The organism is Bacillus sp. FJAT-45350, assembly GCF_002335805.1.
Classification (GTDB): Bacteria; Bacillota; Bacilli; order Bacillales; family NISU01; genus FJAT-45350.
This window is the reverse complement of the sequence record NZ_NISU01000002.1, coordinates 114,935-132,059: the sequence shown is the minus strand read 5'-3', so window position 1 is coordinate 132,059 and position 17,125 is coordinate 114,935. Positions and strand designations below refer to the sequence as shown.

The window sequence follows — 17,125 nt, the reverse complement described above, 5'->3', positions numbered from 1 at the left end:
GTGACATTTTTCGTCCCGATAGGGTGAAAAAAAAGACCATTACCTTATCTTCGAGTTCATTTTATCAAGGAAATGATCAATGCACAAGCGTTAATTAACCTATTAACGAAAGTAAACGTTTTCTTATTTTTTCTTTTGACAAAATGCCAAAGTCTACTTCCTCTCCATCAACTTCAACGACAGGAATCATGATTTGGTATTTCTCCAGAAGAGCGTCATCCTTATAAATATCAACAACATTTATTGTTAATGGATATTCTTCTTGTAGTTCTTCAACTATATCTAAACCCTCATCACACAAACAACAATTTTCTTTTGAATAAAATGTTACTGTTAGTATTTTCACTTTTTCCTCCGTTATTCAAACCTTTTTCTTTTTGAGGACGATGGAATATTTAACTCTTCTCGATATTTTGCAATAGCACGACGAGATATATGAATATTCTGCTCCTCAAGCAATTTCTTTACAATCTTTTGGTCCGATAAAGGCTTTCGTTTATCTTCATCTCTTACCATGTCCTTAATTAACTCTTTAATAAATACAGTAGACTTCTCCTCATTTGCAAGGCTACTACTAAAGAAATATTTGAGCTCTAGCAATCCTCGAGGTGTTTGAGCATACTTATTTGTCGTCGTACGACTAACAGTAGATTCATGAATATCAAGTTCTTCAGCAATTTGCTTTAAAGTCATCGGCTTTAATGATTCTGCGCCATGAAAGAAAAATTCACGCTGGTGTTTTACAATCGCTTGCGTCACTCGATAAAGTGTTTGTTGACGTTGCTGAATACTCTTTACAAGCCATTGCATATGCTCATACTTATCCTTCACAAATTGAACTTCCTCAGTTTTTCCCTTCCCCTTTAACATATGGCGATACTCTCGACTCATTGAAATCGTCGGTAAGTAATCGTCATTAACTATGACAATAAGCTCACCTTCTACAAGTTCAATTGACACATCAGGAATAATAAATTTCGTCGGTTCATTTCCAAAATTGGAACCAGGCCTCGGTTCCAATTGTTGAATTTCATCGTATACCTCTTGTATCTCATGCATTGTAACGGATAAACTTTTTGAAATTTCTTTCCACCTTTTCTCCGCTAATAAATCTAAATAGTCTTCAACAATGATTTCTGTTAGAAAGTTTCTTTCCTCCCGATGCCTTAATTGAATTAACAAACACTCTTGTAAATTGCGTGAGCCCACACCTACTGGTTCTAGAGATTGTATAATTCCCAAACACTTCTCTGTTTCCTCAACTGATAAATGTAATTCCTCTGCCAACTCTTCTACTGTTCGATGTATATACCCATCATCTGAAACACTTAAAGCAATATACTCTACGAACGGAATTTCCTTTTTCTTTAATGGTAATAATCGAATCTGGTTTATAAGGTGCTCCGTTAAACCAATTCTACCATTACAGATAAAATCAAAGGGTGACGGTTGAATGTCCCCTTCATAGGGTCTCGCATCCTGACTTATTTCCTCTCTATCAATAACTGTTGTACCACTCTCTTGAGGCATCTCATCGTTTAATTCAATAAGAGGATTTTCAATCGCCTGTTCCTTAACAAATGTAACTAAATCTAGTGTAGAGAGCTGCAATAACGAAATGGCTTGGCGTAATTGTTGCGTCATATAAAGGCTTGTTGTTTGCTGTTGATATAAGCCAAAATCCATTTTCATACTAAATCTCCCCTTTTATAAATATACGCGGCTGCGGTAATGTAAACGCTTACTTTAATACATACGAAACAATCCCTGTCTACATTCTTCTACTTAGTTATTATTGTAAAGAAACTTTCAAGTACCTGTAAAGGACAAGATCCTTCCAAGAAGGATTTGTCACATTATTTTATCTCCATCTTACCATCGTTTCTCGCTTCTCCTTCAACCCAGTCAAACTCAAATTCAAAGGAATGCTTGTCACCCTTTTGAGTATATTCGATTTCAGTTTTTACCATAGCGCTTGGTTGAACCGTAACTTCTTCCCCATTTTGAACTAACGTAAATTCTTTATTTTCTTTTAACTTTTTCGCGATTGTTTCAAGGAAATTTGCAAGCTCTTCTATTGACTGTTTTTCTTTATACTTAATTAGTGTATTTGTTACTAATGGATTTTGTTCGTTCATTAAATTTCACCTCTATAGTAATTTTAAAAAAGCTACTTTTCTCCATTATAATTAATTTTTGTTAAATTACCACATAAACTAAGAATTACAAGCTGTTAAGATGCACTAAAATTTGATAAACGTTTGCAACAGTGGTATCTTATAGAAGTTTTTAATTTACTGTTTTCATTTAATTCTTATTATTTCCCTCGAAAAGTTTGAAATGCAGAGATTTCGGATAACATGTTAGAGGGATTAAAAAGAAAACAGAGAAATAGTATTATAGAGTAGGTTATTTTTTGTTACTTTTTTTGGTGATAAACTTATCAAAAGGTAAATTATTTGACCTATTTTGACCATCGAGGTATGATGTACATAAGAGAAATAACCCAAATTAAAGGAGGACTAAATTATGAATTTAATTCCAACAGTCATTGAACAAACGAACCGCGGGGAACGTGCCTATGATATTTACTCTCGTCTTCTAAAAGACAGAATTATCATGTTAGGTTCTGGTGTAGACGACAACGTAGCAAACTCGATTGTTGCTCAGTTACTATTCCTTGCAGCTGAGGATCCTGAGAAGGATATTTCATTCTATATAAACAGCCCTGGTGGATCAATAACGGCTGGTATGGCAATTTACGATACAATGCAGCACATCAAGCCAAAGGTATCAACAATTTGTATCGGTATGGCAGCTTCTATGGGTGCATTCCTACTAGCAGCTGGTGAGCCAGGAAAACGTTTTGCACTTCCAAATAGTGAAGTAATGATTCACCAACCATTAGGTGGTACTCAAGGTCAAGCATCTGATATTGAGATCCATGCTAGACGTATCATTGAAATGCGTGGAACGCTAAACCAAATCTTAGCTGATCGTACTGGTCAACCACTTGAGGTTATCCAGCGTGATACAGACCGTGATAACTTCATGTCTGCTGCAAAAGCAAAAGAATATGGACTTATTGACGCTGTTATCGAACCAACGAAAAAATAATATTTACTTATAAGCCGACTTTGTTCGGCTTTTTTTATTTGAATTGAATTATGCAGTACCTTGTAGACAAACGGACAGCGGTTCCTTTATTTCCAAGAAACATTCAACTTTCGTGATGTACCGGTCAACAGTTCCTTTATTCTTAGAAAAATCCTTAAAAATAACTCTCCTATTAGATTATAACGGACCCTTTGTCCGTTCCCTTCAACAAAACATCTATTTTTACATATATAGCAGACTCAGAGTCCGTCTAAACTCATTCCGGCACACTGAACAAGACAAAAAGAACCGCATAGGATTTTGCAAAATCCAAGCGGTTCTTTTCGATACATTATACTTTTTCTAGAAACGTAACTAGCGCTTCCATTGCTTCCTCTTCATCATTACCTTCAATGACTAGATTGAACTCTGTGCCTACGCCTAACGCAAGACTCATTATTCCCATTATGCTTTTCGCATTGACCTTTTTGTTATCTTTTTCAATAAATATATCCGATCTAAAGCGACTCGCTTCCTGTACAAACATAGCTGCAGGACGCGCTTGTAGACCTGTTTTCAATTTAACTTCTACTTGTTTTTCAATCATGCTTAACCCTCCATTCTACACTACTTACTTTACTCACCTTTTCAGTAAAAAGGATCATATTTGAACCTCATCAATAGGTTTTACACTTACTATATACTCTCACCAGATCGAATTCTTTCTGCTATTTCATCAATTTTACGCAGTCGATGGTTCACACCTGATTTGCTAACCTTACCACTTGCCACCATCTCACCTAGCTCCTTAAGTGTAACATCTTGATGTTGCACTCGAAGTTCAGCTATTTCTCGTAATTTATCAGGCAACCGTTCTAAGCCAAAATACTTCTCAACAAAGCGAATATTTTCCACTTGTCTAAGTGCAGCCCCGACTGTCTTGTTTAAGTTAGCGGTTTCACAATTAACTAAACGATTAACCGAGTTTCTCATATCCTTCATAATACGAACATCTTCAAAATAGAGCAACGCTTGATGTGCACCTATAATATTTAAAAATTCTGTGATTTTTTCACTTTCTTTAATATACGTAATAAATCCCTTCTTACGCTCTAATGTTTTCGCATTGAGCTGAAACTCATTCATTAGTTCGCATAGAGCCTGGTTGTGCTCTTCGTAAAGAGAGAAGACTTCTAGATGATAAGATGATGTCTCTGGATGGTTGATTGAGCCTCCTGCAAGAAATGCTCCACGCAAGTAAGCGCGCCTACAGCAATGATCTTGAACTATTGTTTCAGAGATATTTCTTATAAATGTAAATCCTTCACCTATAATACCTAATTTTGATAATAAATTGCGAGCTTCCTGTGAAATTCTCACCAAATAGACATTATTTTTCTTTAATCTCATCTTTTTTCTAACTAATAGTTCTATGTGAATTTCTTTATAGAGCTTCTTTATTAAAACGTATATCCTTCGTGCAATGGCAGCATTTTCGGTTGTGATATCTAAGCCTAGCTTACCATTCCCGAAGGATAACGAACCATTCATTCTAATTAATGCAGCTAATTCTGCCTTTGCACAGCAATCATTCACTTCAGTTTGAGTGAGCTCCTTCTTTGTCTTTGCAGCAAACGACATTAGCCTCACCCCTTTTTTCTTTATCCAATTGTTTAAGCGTCACCGAAAAGGACGCAGAGCTATAACCATTATCTTACACTAACGAAATAAGTGCTTGTGATACCTTCATAGCATCATGTCGTAGTACGGAATCACGATACTGTATAAATTGATCGTTCATAATGGATAATTTCATTTTTGATAAATTATCTTCGTCATACACAACAGGTTCTGCCCCTTCTAAAGCATAACGTTTTAGCATATCATGAGGAACTTTTTGTTTATTAACAATGACATAGTCCAGTAAATCTTCACCACAATGCTTCACTAATGACTGTACATGGTCAGACGCACGATAATCATCCGTTTCTCCCTGTTGAGTCATAACATTACATATATACACTTTCTTAGCCTTTGCCTTCTTTACCTCTTCTGAGATTCCAGGTACAAGTAAATTAGGAAGGACACTTGTGTAGAGACTTCCAGGTCCTATAACTATCAAATCAGCTTTTTCTATAGCCTTAAGACTCTCTTGCAATGGGGTAATTTTTTCAGGAGTTAGAAATACTCTTTTAATCTTTTTCTTAGCTAACGGAATTTGCGATTCGCCACTAACAATTGTTCCATCTGTCATTTCAGCATGGAGAACGATGCTTCGATTCGCAGCTGGTAACACTTTCCCTCTCACATTAAGTACACGGCTTATTTCAGAGATTCCTCTAGCAAAATCTCCTGTTATTGATGTCATACCTGCTAGCAATAAATTACCTAACGAGTGCCCAGATAATCCATTCCCATTTTCGAACCGATGTTGGAACAACTGCTCTACTAATGGCTCTACTTCAGAAAGCGCGACTAATACATTGCGAACATCGCCAGGGGGCGGTATATTTAATTCTTGGCGTAATCGCCCTGAGCTCCCCCCATCATCAGCTACAGTGACAATCGCAGTTATATCAACAGGAAAGGTTTTTAAGCCTCGTAAAATAACAGAGAGGCCTGTTCCTCCCCCAATAACGACAACATTTTTTTTCTTCACTGAGCTGTTCCCTTTCCTTTCTCAATATCTCGATGACTGACATGAACCTTATAATCCTCTGCAAAAATATCACCGTAGTATTCTGCAAGTGTAACGGAACGGTGTTTACCACCAGTACAACCAATTCCAATTACAAGCTGGCTCTTACCCTCTCGCTTATATTGAGGAAGCATGTATTGTAAAAGCCCTGATAGCTTTTCAATAAACTGCTGTGTTTCAGTCCACTTTAATACGTAAGAAGAAACCTCTTCATCTAGTCCCGTTTTTGGTCTCATATGGTCAATATAGTGAGGATTTGGTAAGAAGCGTACATCAAACACTAAATCAGCATCAATTGGAATCCCATATTTAAAGCCAAAGGACATAATATTTACTGAAAATGGATGCTTTTCTTCCGAAGAGAAGCGTTGAATTAAGCGTTCACGTAATTGGATCGGCTTTAAGTCAGTCGTATCAATAATTTGCTGTGCACGCCCTTTAATATCTTCAAGAATCTCTCTCTCTAATTTAATACCATCTAACGGAAGCCCTTTCGAAGCAAGAGGATGAGATCGACGAGTTTCCTTGTACCTTTGAACAAGCTTAGCATCCTTTGCATCTAAAAATAAAATTTGTGGCTTCACACTTATATTCGAAGAGTTACTAATTGAGTCGATTGCCTCAAATAGATGATCAAAAAACTCACGTCCTCTTAAGTCTATGACGAGAGCCACCTTGTTCATTTTTCCTCCTGAGTTTTCAATCAAATCGACAAACTTAGGAATTAATGCAGGCGGTAGATTATCAACACAGAAATAACCTAAATCTTCAAAGCTCTGAACCGCCACTGTCTTACCTGCCCCACTCATTCCAGTGATAATGACAATTTGAATATCTTCATGAAGGTCCGTCAAAATAATCCCCCCGGTTTTTTAATTATGAGTTATGAATTATGAGTTATGAATTGCTAATTGCTAATTGCTAATTGCTAATTGCTAATTGCTAATTGCTAATTGCTAATTGCTAATTGCTAATTGCTAATTGCTAATTGCTAATTGCTAATTGCTAATTTTTCGTGGCTTTGCCACGAAAAATATATGCCAACCTAGAAAGCGTTGTTAACTATTCGAAATTTGCCATTTGCAATTCTACATTCGTAATTACTCTCTTAATTAATAACTCATCACTCAGCATTTATAATTCTCCTCAACCCACGTTTGGTTCTAATCTATATGATAATAGTTTGAAGTCTGGTGTGTAATGGAATGTTCCTAGAAGAGGTTCTTTGCTGTCAATTATGTGCTTGAAAATAAACTTATCTCCCTCTGCCATTCGTAATCCTAATACATCATCTATGTTCTTCCATTCTAAATCGCCTTCTGGAGATTGTTCCAATAAGTTACCTTCGTAATCACGAGCAACAAAGGTAAACATCATCCATTCAGAGACTATTTTGTCATCCTCTATCATGACAATCGTAAATATCCCTTTTATTTCAGGATTTTGTATCATTAACCCTGTTTCTTCTCGATATTCTCGTTTCACTGATTCTTTCACCGATTCACCAGGCTCCATCTTTCCGCCGGGGGCAACCCACCAGCCTCGACGTGGCTTTTGTAACATTAAGATTTTATCTTCATTCATTAAAATGCAGTTCGTTACTCTTTGCACCAACATCACCTCAGTTTCATAACAGCTATTTTTACACGTTATCGTCTAATGTTAGTATACTACCATTTCTTAAAGCTAACAATCAGAGCGCACGCTAAACAAAATACTTCTCAATACAAACTATAGTGAAAACAGTTTCACAAACTAAAAAACAGAGGACAAACAACCCTTTAAATTATACAGAAGCCATAGATTATAGCCTATGGGAATTTCTTGTAAGAGTGTGGGAGATTTTTGAAACTAGAGCCACGAAACCATTTCATGCTTTCGAAACATATTGAGTGCATAAAAAAGGCACGAGCCTATGCTCGTGCAAAAGGTAAATATATAAAAAAGGGGGTCAATTACTTAACTATATCCTACCCTTTTTTTATTTCATGACTGTTACAAAGGAGTTAAGATGGAGTTACGGAAATGTTAATTTAATTATGAATTATGAGTTATCGATTATGAATTAATTTCTAAAAGCGGATGAACAAAGTTCAACCGCTTTTAGCCAATTCATAACTCATAAATTAGAATTCATAATTACTTTTCCAAGCTCTCTATATAATGTTGAACATTTTGAGCTGCAATACTGCCATCGCCTGTTGCAGTTACGATTTGACGTAGTGACTTTTCACGAATGTCTCCTGCTGCAAAGATTCCTGGGACTTTTGTTTCCATCTCTTGGTTTGTTTCAACATAACCTTCAGCATTTGTAATCCCGAGGCCTTTAACAGATTCATTTAATGGAAGCATTCCGATGTAAACAAAAACACCGTCAGTTTCAAACTCTCGTTGTTCTCCATTTTCCGTACTTTCTAGAGTTACACTACCTACTTTTCCGTCTTTTTCATTAATTTCTTTTACGACATGGTTCCAGATGAATTCAACCTTGTCATTATTGAAAGCACGGTCTTGTAGTATTTTTTGTGCACGTAATTCTTCACGACGGTGGACAATCGTTACTTTTGAAGCAAATCGAGTAAGGTATACCGCTTCCTCAACAGCTGAATCTCCTCCGCCAATTACGACTAATTCCTTATTTTTAAAGAAAGCTCCGTCACAAACAGCGCAGTAAGAAACACCTCGACCACTTAATTCTTTTTCACCTGGTACACCAATCTTTTTATATTCTGCACCTGTAGCAACAATAACAGCACGAGCTTTGTATTCTTTACTACCTGCTTTAATTAGCTTATATTCGCCTTCATCAACGATTTCTTTAATATCTCCATATGCATATTCAGCACCGAATTTCTTCGCATGTTCGAACATTTTCGTTGATAGTTCCGGTCCTAAAATATGGTCAAACCCTGGGTAGTTTTCCACTTCTTCTGTGTTTGCCATTTGTCCCCCAGGAACCCCACGCTCAAGCATGACTGTACTTAAGTTACCACGTGACGTATAAACTGCAGCAGTCATTCCTGCTGGACCTGCACCTGCTATTATAACGTCATATACTTTTTCTTCACTCATAATTAACATCTCCTAACATCTAACCGATACGATTTACGTACTTTTTATATACTATCCATTTTCTATCCTAAAGAATCGCTATCATGATGTCTAATTATTTGCTCAGCATATGATTGGGATTAGTCATAAAATACATCTGCTTCTGTCAGCAAGTGATTTTCTTCTTTTGTTAGTATTTCTTTTGCCTTACCATCACCTAAATCACCAGCGATCTTCCAACTCGCAAAAGCCTTCTTCATATCACCATTATGATATGCAGCAACAGCAAGACAACGAAAGAAGCTTGGTTTTTGTCCATAAAACCGCTTTTCCAATTGAAGCAATAATTTATGAGCCTCCGCGTAATAACCTACCATACAAAGAGTTGACGCCACTTTAAAGCGATGATCAAAGTCGATTGGGAGCACACAAATAAGCAAGCGAATCATTGAATCCGCCTCGTCTTTTTGACCATTTTTATAATAAAATTGGGCTAAATTGCAACGAGCAATTAGGTTACCTTTATCTTTTTCAAGTACCTCTTTACACAACTGTAATGCTTCTTCTTTCCGTCCAATATCAAATAATACAGTCGATAGATGATTATATGCAGGCCAAAACGTAGGATACTCGTTCATCATCGTTTCCAGCCTCTTAATAGCTAGCTCGTACTTTTCCGTTTCTACCAGTCGGCATATATAATCATATTCAATAATTAAGTCCTCTTCCTCATCTAAATCATCATCTTCTTTTTCAAATTTAAGTAAATCAAGAAGATCATCTGAATCGTGAGAAAATTCCCCGTCAGGACTAATGCTCATATATTTCTTTGCGGATTCTTCTGCCTTATCAAATAGCCCTAAATAAGCAAAGTTATTTGCCATAAAAAAATAACATTCATCCATACTTGAGTCTAGCTCATCTAGTACATACTGTAGGATTTCATTCGAACGCTCGTATTGTCCTAATTCACTTAACACAGCAGCAAGCTGACAATGGAACATCGGTTCGTCCTCACTCAGCTTAATTGCTGTTTCCATTAGCTTAACAGCCTTTGGTACCTGCTTTTTTTGATATGCAATTAGACCCTTGTTAAAATAGAACTCACCATTTTGGTAAAAGGGAATAATCCTTCCTAGTTTCTCTCTCTTGTTGTGCCTCTCAAAATCCATCTAACAAATTGTACCTCCATCACTTAGATCATTATTAATGCAAGTATACTACACTTTTCCTTCGTTGAAATATGGATTTAGTAATTTTGTCATTTAAGATTTTACAAACCAAAAGGGAAGTTGAATTTTGAGTTATGAGTTATGAATTTTAATTGTTAATTAATGATCGTTTGTTTTGATTGTATTAAAAAACGGAGGCAGAACAAAGGTTCAGCTTCCGTTTTCTATTTTGCAATTTGCAATTCGCTATTAGCAATTCGCAATTAACCATTAACCATTAACCATTAACCATTGTCATTACCCTTCGAACTGTGTCTTTCCTCTAGCACAGCAAGTACATCATCTAATGGTAACTTTTGCTCTCGAAGTAATACTAATAGATGGTAAAGAAGATCAGCAGTTTCCCACTTCAATTCTTCCTTATCACGGTTTTTGGCTGCAATAATGACTTCACTAGCCTCTTCGCCAACTTTTTTAAGGATTTTATCTACACCTTTTTCAAATAAATATGTAGTGTACGCACCTTCTGGGCGCTCTGCTTCACGTTGGGCAATCGTTTGTTCAAGCTCGTTAATAATCTCAAAACGATTACTCATTGACTTAGTCTCATTTCCAAGTAATGATTCGTCAAAACAGCTATATACACCTTTATGGCAAGCAGGACCTTCTGGCACGACAAGAACAACAATTGCATCTGAATCACAATCATATTTCATATCAATGATCGTTTGTGTGTTTCCCGATGTTGCTCCTTTGTGCCATAGCTCTTGGCGTGAACGACTATAAAACCATGTTTCTTTCGTTTCAATCGACTTTTGTAGGGAATCTTCATTCATGTAAGCAAGAGTTAATACTTCTTTACTTACTGCATCTTGAACGATCGCTGGAACAAGACCCTTTTCATCAAATTTGATTTGGACATTGCTCATCGTACTTCAACCCCTTTTTCTTTTAAGTCTGCTTTTACTTCTGCCACTGACGTTTCTTTATAATGAAAGATAGACGCTGCTAATGCTGCATCTGCTTTTGCCTCTGTAAAGACATCGTAAAAGTGCTCTTTTGCCCCTGCACCACCTGAAGCAATTACAGGAACAGTCACAGCTTCGTTCACTGCCTTTGTTAAAGCGATATTAAAGCCATTTTTCGCCCCGTCTTGGTCCATACTCGTTAATAGAATTTCACCTGCACCACGACGAACTGCCTCTTTCGCCCAATCCGTTACTTCCCACTCAGTTGGTGTACGACCTCCATGAGTGTAAATACGCCAAGAGCCAAGCTCCTCATCGTACTTTGCATCTATTGCTACAACAATACATTGTGAACCGAAATAATCTGACCCTTCTGTGATTAATTCAGGACGTTTCACAGCTGCTGTATTCAAGGATACTTTATCTGCACCAGCACGTAATACTCGCTTCATATCAGCTAAAGAATTAATACCGCCACCAACTGTAAAAGGAATTGCTAGTTTACCAGCTACCTCTTCTACGACCTCTACCATCGTTTCTCTTCCTTCATGCGAGGCAGAAATATCTAAGAAAACTAGCTCATCCGCTCCTTGCTCGTCATAGAAAGCAGCAAGTTCAACAGGATCCCCAGCATCGCGTAAATCTACAAATTGAACCCCTTTTACTACTCGTCCTTCTTTTACGTCTAAGCAAGGGATAATTCGTTTAGTTAGCATCTTCGTTCCCCTCTCTTAGCGCTTCTTTTAACGTAAATTGATTTGTGTACAGTGCTTTCCCAACGATAGCCCCTGCTACACCTTTACTCTTCTCAGCACGAAGCTCAGTTAAATCAGCTAGGCTACTCACACCACCTGATGCAATAACCTCTTTCCCTGTTGCTTCAGCAAGAGCTGCAATTGCTTCCGTATTCGGTCCAGAAAGCATGCCATCACGAGAAATATCAGTAAAAATAAACACTTCCGCACCGTAGCTTGCCATTTCTTTAGCAAGATCAGTCGCTTTCACCTTTGATGTTTCTAACCAGCCTTCTGTGGCAACGTAGCCATCACGAGCATCTAGGCCAATTGCAATTTTTTCTCCATACTTTTGAAGCATTTCCTTTGTGAAGTCCGGAGCATTTACAGCGACACTTCCTAAGATTACTCGGTCTACACCATTGTCCAAATAGTAAGCTACATCCTCAGCTGTACGGATTCCCCCACCAATTTGTACCTTGGCATCAAGTTCCTTTGCGACACGTACAACAAACTCATGATTGACACGCTTTTTCTCTTTTGCTCCGTCTAAGTCAACCATATGAATCCATTCAGCACCATCTTCAGCAAATTGCTTTGCCATCTCAAAAGGCGAATCTCCATAAATCGTTTCTTGATTGTAATCCCCTTGAACTAGCCGTACACATTTCCCGTTACGCATATCAATTGCTGGATATATAATAAAAGAACTCATTGTTATTTTCTCCCCTCTACGATCGCACCAAAGTTACGTAGTATACTCATCCCAATTGAGCTACTCTTCTCTGGATGAAACTGTGTCCCAAGAACATTGTATCGACCAACGACTGCTGGCACTTCACCGTCATAGTCACTGCTTGCAAGGACAACCTCTTTGTCCTCCGTTCGCACGACATATGAATGAACAAAGTACACATGGCCCTTTTCAACATTTTCTAATAATGAATGCTCTGGATTATGAAACTGAAGACGATTCCAGCCCATATGAGGAACCTTGTACTTCTCGCCATCAGACGTAACACCCGAGAATCGTTTTACCACACCTGATAAAAGCTTTAATCCTTCCGTTTCCCCGTTCTCTTCACTTCCTTCAAATAACAACTGCATGCCTAAACAAATGCCTAAAAGTGGCTTACCATCATTAGCCCAGCTAGTAACAAAATCAGCTAACCCATCCTTCTGCAAAATCTCCATTGCATCACGAAATGAGCCTACACCTGGTAAAATTAAACCAGTTGCCTGTTTTAGCTCTTCTGGTTTTTCAGAGATAAAATACTCAAAGTCTAAACGCTCTAAAGCTTTACTAACGCTATGTAGGTTTCCCATTCCATAATCAATGATCCCTATCATCTATAACATTCCTTTCGTTGACGGAACCCCTTTAACTCTTGGGTCCAGCTGTGTCGCATCATCAATGGCACGAGCTAGCGCTTTAAAAATTGCTTCAATAATATGATGTGTGTTTGTCCCATAATGAACAATGACATGAAGGTTCATTCTTGCTTCAATTGCCATCTTCGCTAAAAATTCATGCACTAATTCTGTATCAAATGTACCGACTTTCGCACTCGGTAGTTCTACACGATACTCTAAATGTGGACGATTACTTAAATCAACAACGACTTGCGCCAGAGTTTCATCCATCGGAACAAAGGCATTCCCGTAGCGTTTAATCCCTTTTTTGTCACCAAGAGCCTCTTTTAAGACATGTCCTAAGCAAATTCCAATGTCCTCCGTTGTATGATGATCATCAATTTCTGTATCACCAGTCGCCTCGATTTTCAAATCAAAATGACCATGCTTTGTAAACAAATCAAGCATATGATTCATAAAAGGTACAGGAGAATTGATCTCTGATTTTCCTTCTCCATCAATCGCAAACTGTAGTTTGATTTGTGTTTCGTTTGTTATACGTTCAATACTAGAAATACGTTCACTCATTTCTTTTCCTCCATTCGCTTCTCAACGGCACGAGCATGAGCTTCAAGTCCCTCAAGTCTCGCAAGGCTCATAATTTTCTCACCATTCGCTAGAAGTGCCTCTTTGCTATATGAAATAATACTCGATTTTTTTGTGAAATCATCTACATTTAATGGACTAGAAAATCTAGCTGTTCCATTTGTCGGTAACACATGATTTGGTCCAGCAAAATAGTCTCCAACCGGTTCAGAGCTATAAGGCCCAACAAAAATTGCTCCAGCATGACGAATTTTCCCTACTAAAAGCATTGGCTCTTCTGTTAGTATTTCTAAATGTTCTGGAGCTAACTGATTTACAACATCGACAGCTTCTACTAGGTTATCAACAACATAAATTACTCCATAGTCCTCAATTGAAGCTCTCGCTATTTCTTCCCTTGGAAGTGTAGATAGTTGTACTTCTACTTCATTTGCAACCTTTTCAGCTAGTTCCTGGCTTGTAGTAACTAGAACAGCAGATGCAAGCTTATCGTGCTCTGCTTGTGATAAAAGGTCTGCTGCTACATAGGCCGGGTTTGCTTTTTCATCTGCTAGAACAACAATTTCACTAGGTCCAGCAATCATATCAATGTCTACATGACCAAATACCGCACGCTTTGCAAGGGCAACAAAAATGTTACCTGGTCCTGTGACTTTATCAACAGCGGGAATCGACTCAGTTCCATAAGCTAATGCAGCAACCGCTTGAGCTCCACCAACCTTATAAATTTCTTCTACTCCAAGCTCATTCGCTGCAACAAGAACTCCAGCTGGTAGGTTTCCACCCTTTTGTGGTGGAGAAACAATGACTATCTTTTTCACACCAGCAACTTGAGCCGGGATCACATTCATCATAATTGAAGAAGGATAGGCAGCCGTCCCACCTGGTACATATAAACCAACTGAATCAAGTGGTGTAATTTGCTGACCGAGAATCGTCCCATCCTCTTTTGTCGTCATCCATGACTGACGCTTTTGACGTTGATGAAAATCACGTATATTATCGATAGCGTCTCGTAAAGCAGGCATAATTGTCTCATCGATATCTTCGTACGCTTTCTCGATTTCTTCCTTTGTCACTTTAAAGTTAGATAGGGAGACTCCGTCAAATTTCTCCGTTAATGCTGATAAGGCTTTGTCCCCTTGTTCACGAACCTGAGCGATAATATTTGTTACTGCGTCTCGTTGCATCTCTGTTCCTGAGTCAATATTTCTCTTAAGACTCACCTCATCTGTCACACGCATGATTTTCATCACGATTCACCCTCCTCAATTATCGTTGACAACCGCTCGACTAATTGGTCTATCAATGCATCTTTCATACGATAACTAACAGGGTTTACAATTAATCTAGATGTAATTGGCTCAATATACTCAAGCTCAACTAATCCATTTTCTCTAAGTGTACGTCCAGTGGAGACAATATCAACAATTCGGTCTGCTAATCCTACAAGTGGCGCAAGCTCTATTGAACCATTTAATTTTATAATCTCCACTTGTTCTCCTTGCTCTTTAAAATAGCGCGTCGCAAGTAATGGATACTTCGAAGCTACTTTCGGCGCAATATTATCGCCTTTTTTAAAGCCTGGTAAGCCCGCAACTGCTAAATAGCATTCACTAATTTTTAAATCGAGAACCTCATACACATCTCGCTCTTCCTCGATCATTGTATCTTTCCCAGCAACACCAACATCCGCAACTCCATGCTCAACATATGTCGGTACATCCATTGGTTTTGCAAGAATGAAACGCATTCCAGCTTCAGGAGCATCGACGATAAGCTTTCTTGAATCATCAAATTCAGCAGGCAATTCATACCCTGCCTTTCTAAGCATATCAGCGGCCTCTTCAAAAATACGTCCCTTTGGCATTGCTACCGTTAATAGCTCACTCATCACTGTCCATCCTCCTTCTTCGCTTTCCCAATGCAATATACAACTTCAGCAAACTGCTCTGAAAATTCATCCATATCCTCAACACCAGATAAGTCCTGTAAAACTACAGCTTCTCCTGCCTCTCTTTTTTCAACAGCAAGAGCAATCGCTTCTTTCCTTCTTTCATTACTAAAAATAATACACGTTTGAGAAGGATCTTCTCCTTTTGCTCCAATCGCTTCTACTAAAAGATCTAAACGAATACCAAATCCTGTCGCTTGAGAAGGACGATTGAACTTCTCCAATAACTCATCATAACGTCCACCACTACTTAACGGAACACCAAGACGACTTCCGTACCCTTCAAATACAACCCCTGTGTAATAGCTCATGTGCATGACAAGATTTAAATCAATTTTTAAATGCTCAGTTACTCCGTAGCTCTCAAGAACATCCCAAATCTTTGATAAGTCACTTAACGCCTTTTCACCTTCTGCCGTCTGAATCAGCTCTTTTGCTTCTGAAATCTTCTCACTTCCACCACGTAGCTTTAACAGGCTGAGTAAACGACTTTTATCAATTGATGATAAGGACAAGCTCTTTACATGCTGACGATAGCCTACATAATTTTTTTCATATAAATAACGACGTAATGTATTTGCTCGTTCTTCATTTCCAACAACATCAAGAAGCAATGCATTTACATAGCCGATATGGCCAATCGCCACTTGGAAATCTTTTAAACCAGCTTTCTTCAATGCAGCAATCATTAACGCAATCACTTCACCGTCTGCACTTGCCGTTCCATCTCCAATTAGCTCTACACCAATTTGCTGAAATTCAGCAGCACGACCACCTTCTTTTTGCTGTGCTCGATAAAGATTTGTGTGATAAGAAAGGCGTAAAGGAAAAGCCTTCTCCTTTAATGATGACGCAACGAGTCTAGCAATTGGCGCCGTCATATCAGGACGAAGCACTAATGTATTTCCTTGCTGGTCTAACAGTTTAAATAATTGTTGATCAAGAATTGCCGAAGCAACTCCAACAGTTTCGTAATATTCTAACGTTGGTGTTTGAATTGACTGATAACCCCAACGTGCAATTTCTTCTTCCATATCTACACGTACATTTTTTTTCGTATCATACAATTGTGGTAATGTATCTCTCATACCTAATGGTTTTTCAAACATAAATGGCTTTGACATAGTTTCACGCTCCATACTTTAGTTCGCTAATGTGCTAACAAGATAAAGAGTATTTTATGTAAGTTTACACCGGTTCTTTTATAACGTCAACCGAGAACGGTGAAGGAATTAGATTAATTTTATTATTCTATTAATTCTGTATAAACTGAGGATTATTTACAGAAAAAAATTGAACTGGCATTGTATCCAAAAGGAACCCCAGTCCAACTTTTCTCTACTTCTTTTATTTTACCTTTTTTTAACTAGAAATTCATTTTTTTTTGAATTGTGTTACTAATCTAGTGAAATAGCAGTTAGAATGGTGTGATGCAGTGAGAGGTTTGAATTGAATGAAGTTAATTTTACACGGCTTGAAGATTGCCTAGTACT

Annotated in this window: 19 protein-coding genes; 1 reads left to right on the top strand and 18 read right to left on the bottom strand. The window is 37.9% G+C overall.

What is annotated here, in order from left to right; genetic code table 11:
- Positions 1-94: 94 nt before the first annotated feature.
- The 3 genes from CD003_RS17200 to CD003_RS17190 all read right to left on the bottom strand — a co-directional run bounded on the left by CD003_RS17200 (position 95) and on the right by CD003_RS17190 (position 2,138).
- Positions 95-340 carry a glutaredoxin family protein gene (locus CD003_RS17200; protein WP_096202834.1) on the bottom strand — a complete coding sequence of 82 codons (246 nt, stop codon included), beginning with the start codon at positions 338-340 and terminating at the stop codon, positions 95-97.
- Positions 341-357: 17 nt separating this feature from the next.
- Positions 358-1,692, bottom strand: coding sequence for an RNA polymerase factor sigma-54 (rpoN, locus tag CD003_RS17195; protein WP_257008374.1), 1,335 nt, complete (start codon positions 1,690-1,692; stop codon positions 358-360).
- Between the two features lie 164 nt (positions 1,693-1,856).
- Positions 1,857-2,138 (bottom strand): amphi-Trp domain-containing protein, encoded by a 282-nt coding sequence (locus tag CD003_RS17190; protein WP_096202482.1) that lies wholly within the window; start codon positions 2,136-2,138, stop codon positions 1,857-1,859.
- A gap of 391 nt (positions 2,139-2,529) precedes the next feature.
- On the opposite strand from CD003_RS17190, the gene clpP reads away from it, so the two are divergent.
- Positions 2,530-3,117: an ATP-dependent Clp endopeptidase proteolytic subunit ClpP gene (gene clpP, locus CD003_RS17185; protein ID WP_096202481.1), complete on the top strand. Its 588-nt coding sequence runs from the start codon at positions 2,530-2,532 to the stop codon at positions 3,115-3,117.
- A gap of 331 nt (positions 3,118-3,448) precedes the next feature.
- On the opposite strand, the gene CD003_RS17180 is transcribed toward clpP, so the two are convergent.
- From CD003_RS17180 to CD003_RS17110, 15 genes are all read right to left on the bottom strand, one after another.
- Entirely contained in the window at positions 3,449-3,703 is a 255-nt protein-coding gene (locus CD003_RS17180; RefSeq protein WP_096202480.1) for an HPr family phosphocarrier protein, read from the bottom strand.
- Positions 3,704-3,792: 89 nt separating this feature from the next.
- Entirely contained in the window at positions 3,793-4,737 is a 945-nt protein-coding gene (whiA, locus tag CD003_RS17175) for a DNA-binding protein WhiA (RefSeq protein WP_096202479.1), read from the bottom strand.
- Positions 4,738-4,810: 73 nt separating this feature from the next.
- Complete coding sequence (locus tag CD003_RS17170; RefSeq protein ID WP_096202478.1) at positions 4,811-5,755, bottom strand: gluconeogenesis factor YvcK family protein; 945 nt, start codon at positions 5,753-5,755, stop codon at positions 4,811-4,813.
- Entirely contained in the window at positions 5,752-6,648 is an 897-nt protein-coding gene (gene rapZ / locus CD003_RS17165) for an RNase adapter RapZ (protein WP_096202477.1), read from the bottom strand. Before rapZ ends, CD003_RS17170 begins: the two co-directional genes overlap by 4 nt.
- A 292-nt stretch (positions 6,649-6,940) precedes the next feature.
- Entirely contained in the window at positions 6,941-7,405 is a 465-nt protein-coding gene (locus tag CD003_RS17160; protein ID WP_096202476.1) for an NUDIX hydrolase, read from the bottom strand.
- Positions 7,406-7,933: 528 nt separating this feature from the next.
- Positions 7,934-8,866 (bottom strand): thioredoxin-disulfide reductase, encoded by a 933-nt coding sequence (trxB, locus tag CD003_RS17155; protein ID WP_096202475.1) that lies wholly within the window; start codon positions 8,864-8,866, stop codon positions 7,934-7,936.
- A gap of 119 nt (positions 8,867-8,985) precedes the next feature.
- Complete coding sequence (locus tag CD003_RS17150) at positions 8,986-10,017, bottom strand: tetratricopeptide repeat protein (protein ID WP_096202474.1); 1,032 nt, start codon at positions 10,015-10,017, stop codon at positions 8,986-8,988.
- A gap of 284 nt (positions 10,018-10,301) precedes the next feature.
- Positions 10,302-10,946 (bottom strand): bifunctional phosphoribosyl-AMP cyclohydrolase/phosphoribosyl-ATP diphosphatase HisIE, encoded by a 645-nt coding sequence (gene hisIE, locus CD003_RS17145; protein WP_096202473.1) that lies wholly within the window; start codon positions 10,944-10,946, stop codon positions 10,302-10,304.
- Positions 10,943-11,701 (bottom strand): imidazole glycerol phosphate synthase subunit HisF, encoded by a 759-nt coding sequence (hisF, locus tag CD003_RS17140; RefSeq protein WP_096202472.1) that lies wholly within the window; start codon positions 11,699-11,701, stop codon positions 10,943-10,945. The genes hisIE and hisF overlap by 4 nt, the downstream gene beginning before the upstream one ends.
- Positions 11,691-12,434: a 1-(5-phosphoribosyl)-5-[(5-phosphoribosylamino)methylideneamino]imidazole-4-carboxamide isomerase gene (gene hisA / locus CD003_RS17135; RefSeq protein WP_096202471.1), complete on the bottom strand. Its 744-nt coding sequence runs from the start codon at positions 12,432-12,434 to the stop codon at positions 11,691-11,693. The genes hisF and hisA overlap by 11 nt, the downstream gene beginning before the upstream one ends.
- Positions 12,435-12,436: 2 nt before the next feature.
- Positions 12,437-13,069: an imidazole glycerol phosphate synthase subunit HisH gene (gene hisH, locus CD003_RS17130; RefSeq protein ID WP_096202470.1), complete on the bottom strand. Its 633-nt coding sequence runs from the start codon at positions 13,067-13,069 to the stop codon at positions 12,437-12,439.
- A complete protein-coding gene (gene hisB / locus CD003_RS17125; protein WP_096202469.1) occupies positions 13,070-13,660 on the bottom strand; it encodes an imidazoleglycerol-phosphate dehydratase HisB in 591 nt (196 codons plus the stop codon).
- Positions 13,657-14,931 carry a histidinol dehydrogenase gene (hisD, locus tag CD003_RS17120; RefSeq protein WP_096202468.1) on the bottom strand — a complete coding sequence of 425 codons (1,275 nt, stop codon included), beginning with the start codon at positions 14,929-14,931 and terminating at the stop codon, positions 13,657-13,659. Before hisD ends, hisB begins: the two co-directional genes overlap by 4 nt.
- Positions 14,931-15,572, bottom strand: coding sequence for an ATP phosphoribosyltransferase (gene hisG, locus CD003_RS17115; RefSeq protein WP_096202467.1), 642 nt, complete (start codon positions 15,570-15,572; stop codon positions 14,931-14,933). Before hisG ends, hisD begins: the two co-directional genes overlap by 1 nt.
- The gene (locus tag CD003_RS17110) at positions 15,572-16,756 is read right to left on the bottom strand and encodes an ATP phosphoribosyltransferase regulatory subunit (RefSeq protein ID WP_096202466.1); all 1,185 of its coding nucleotides are present in this window, start codon (positions 16,754-16,756) and stop codon (positions 15,572-15,574) included. The genes hisG and CD003_RS17110 overlap by 1 nt, the downstream gene beginning before the upstream one ends.
- Positions 16,757-17,125: the final 369 nt, after the last annotated feature.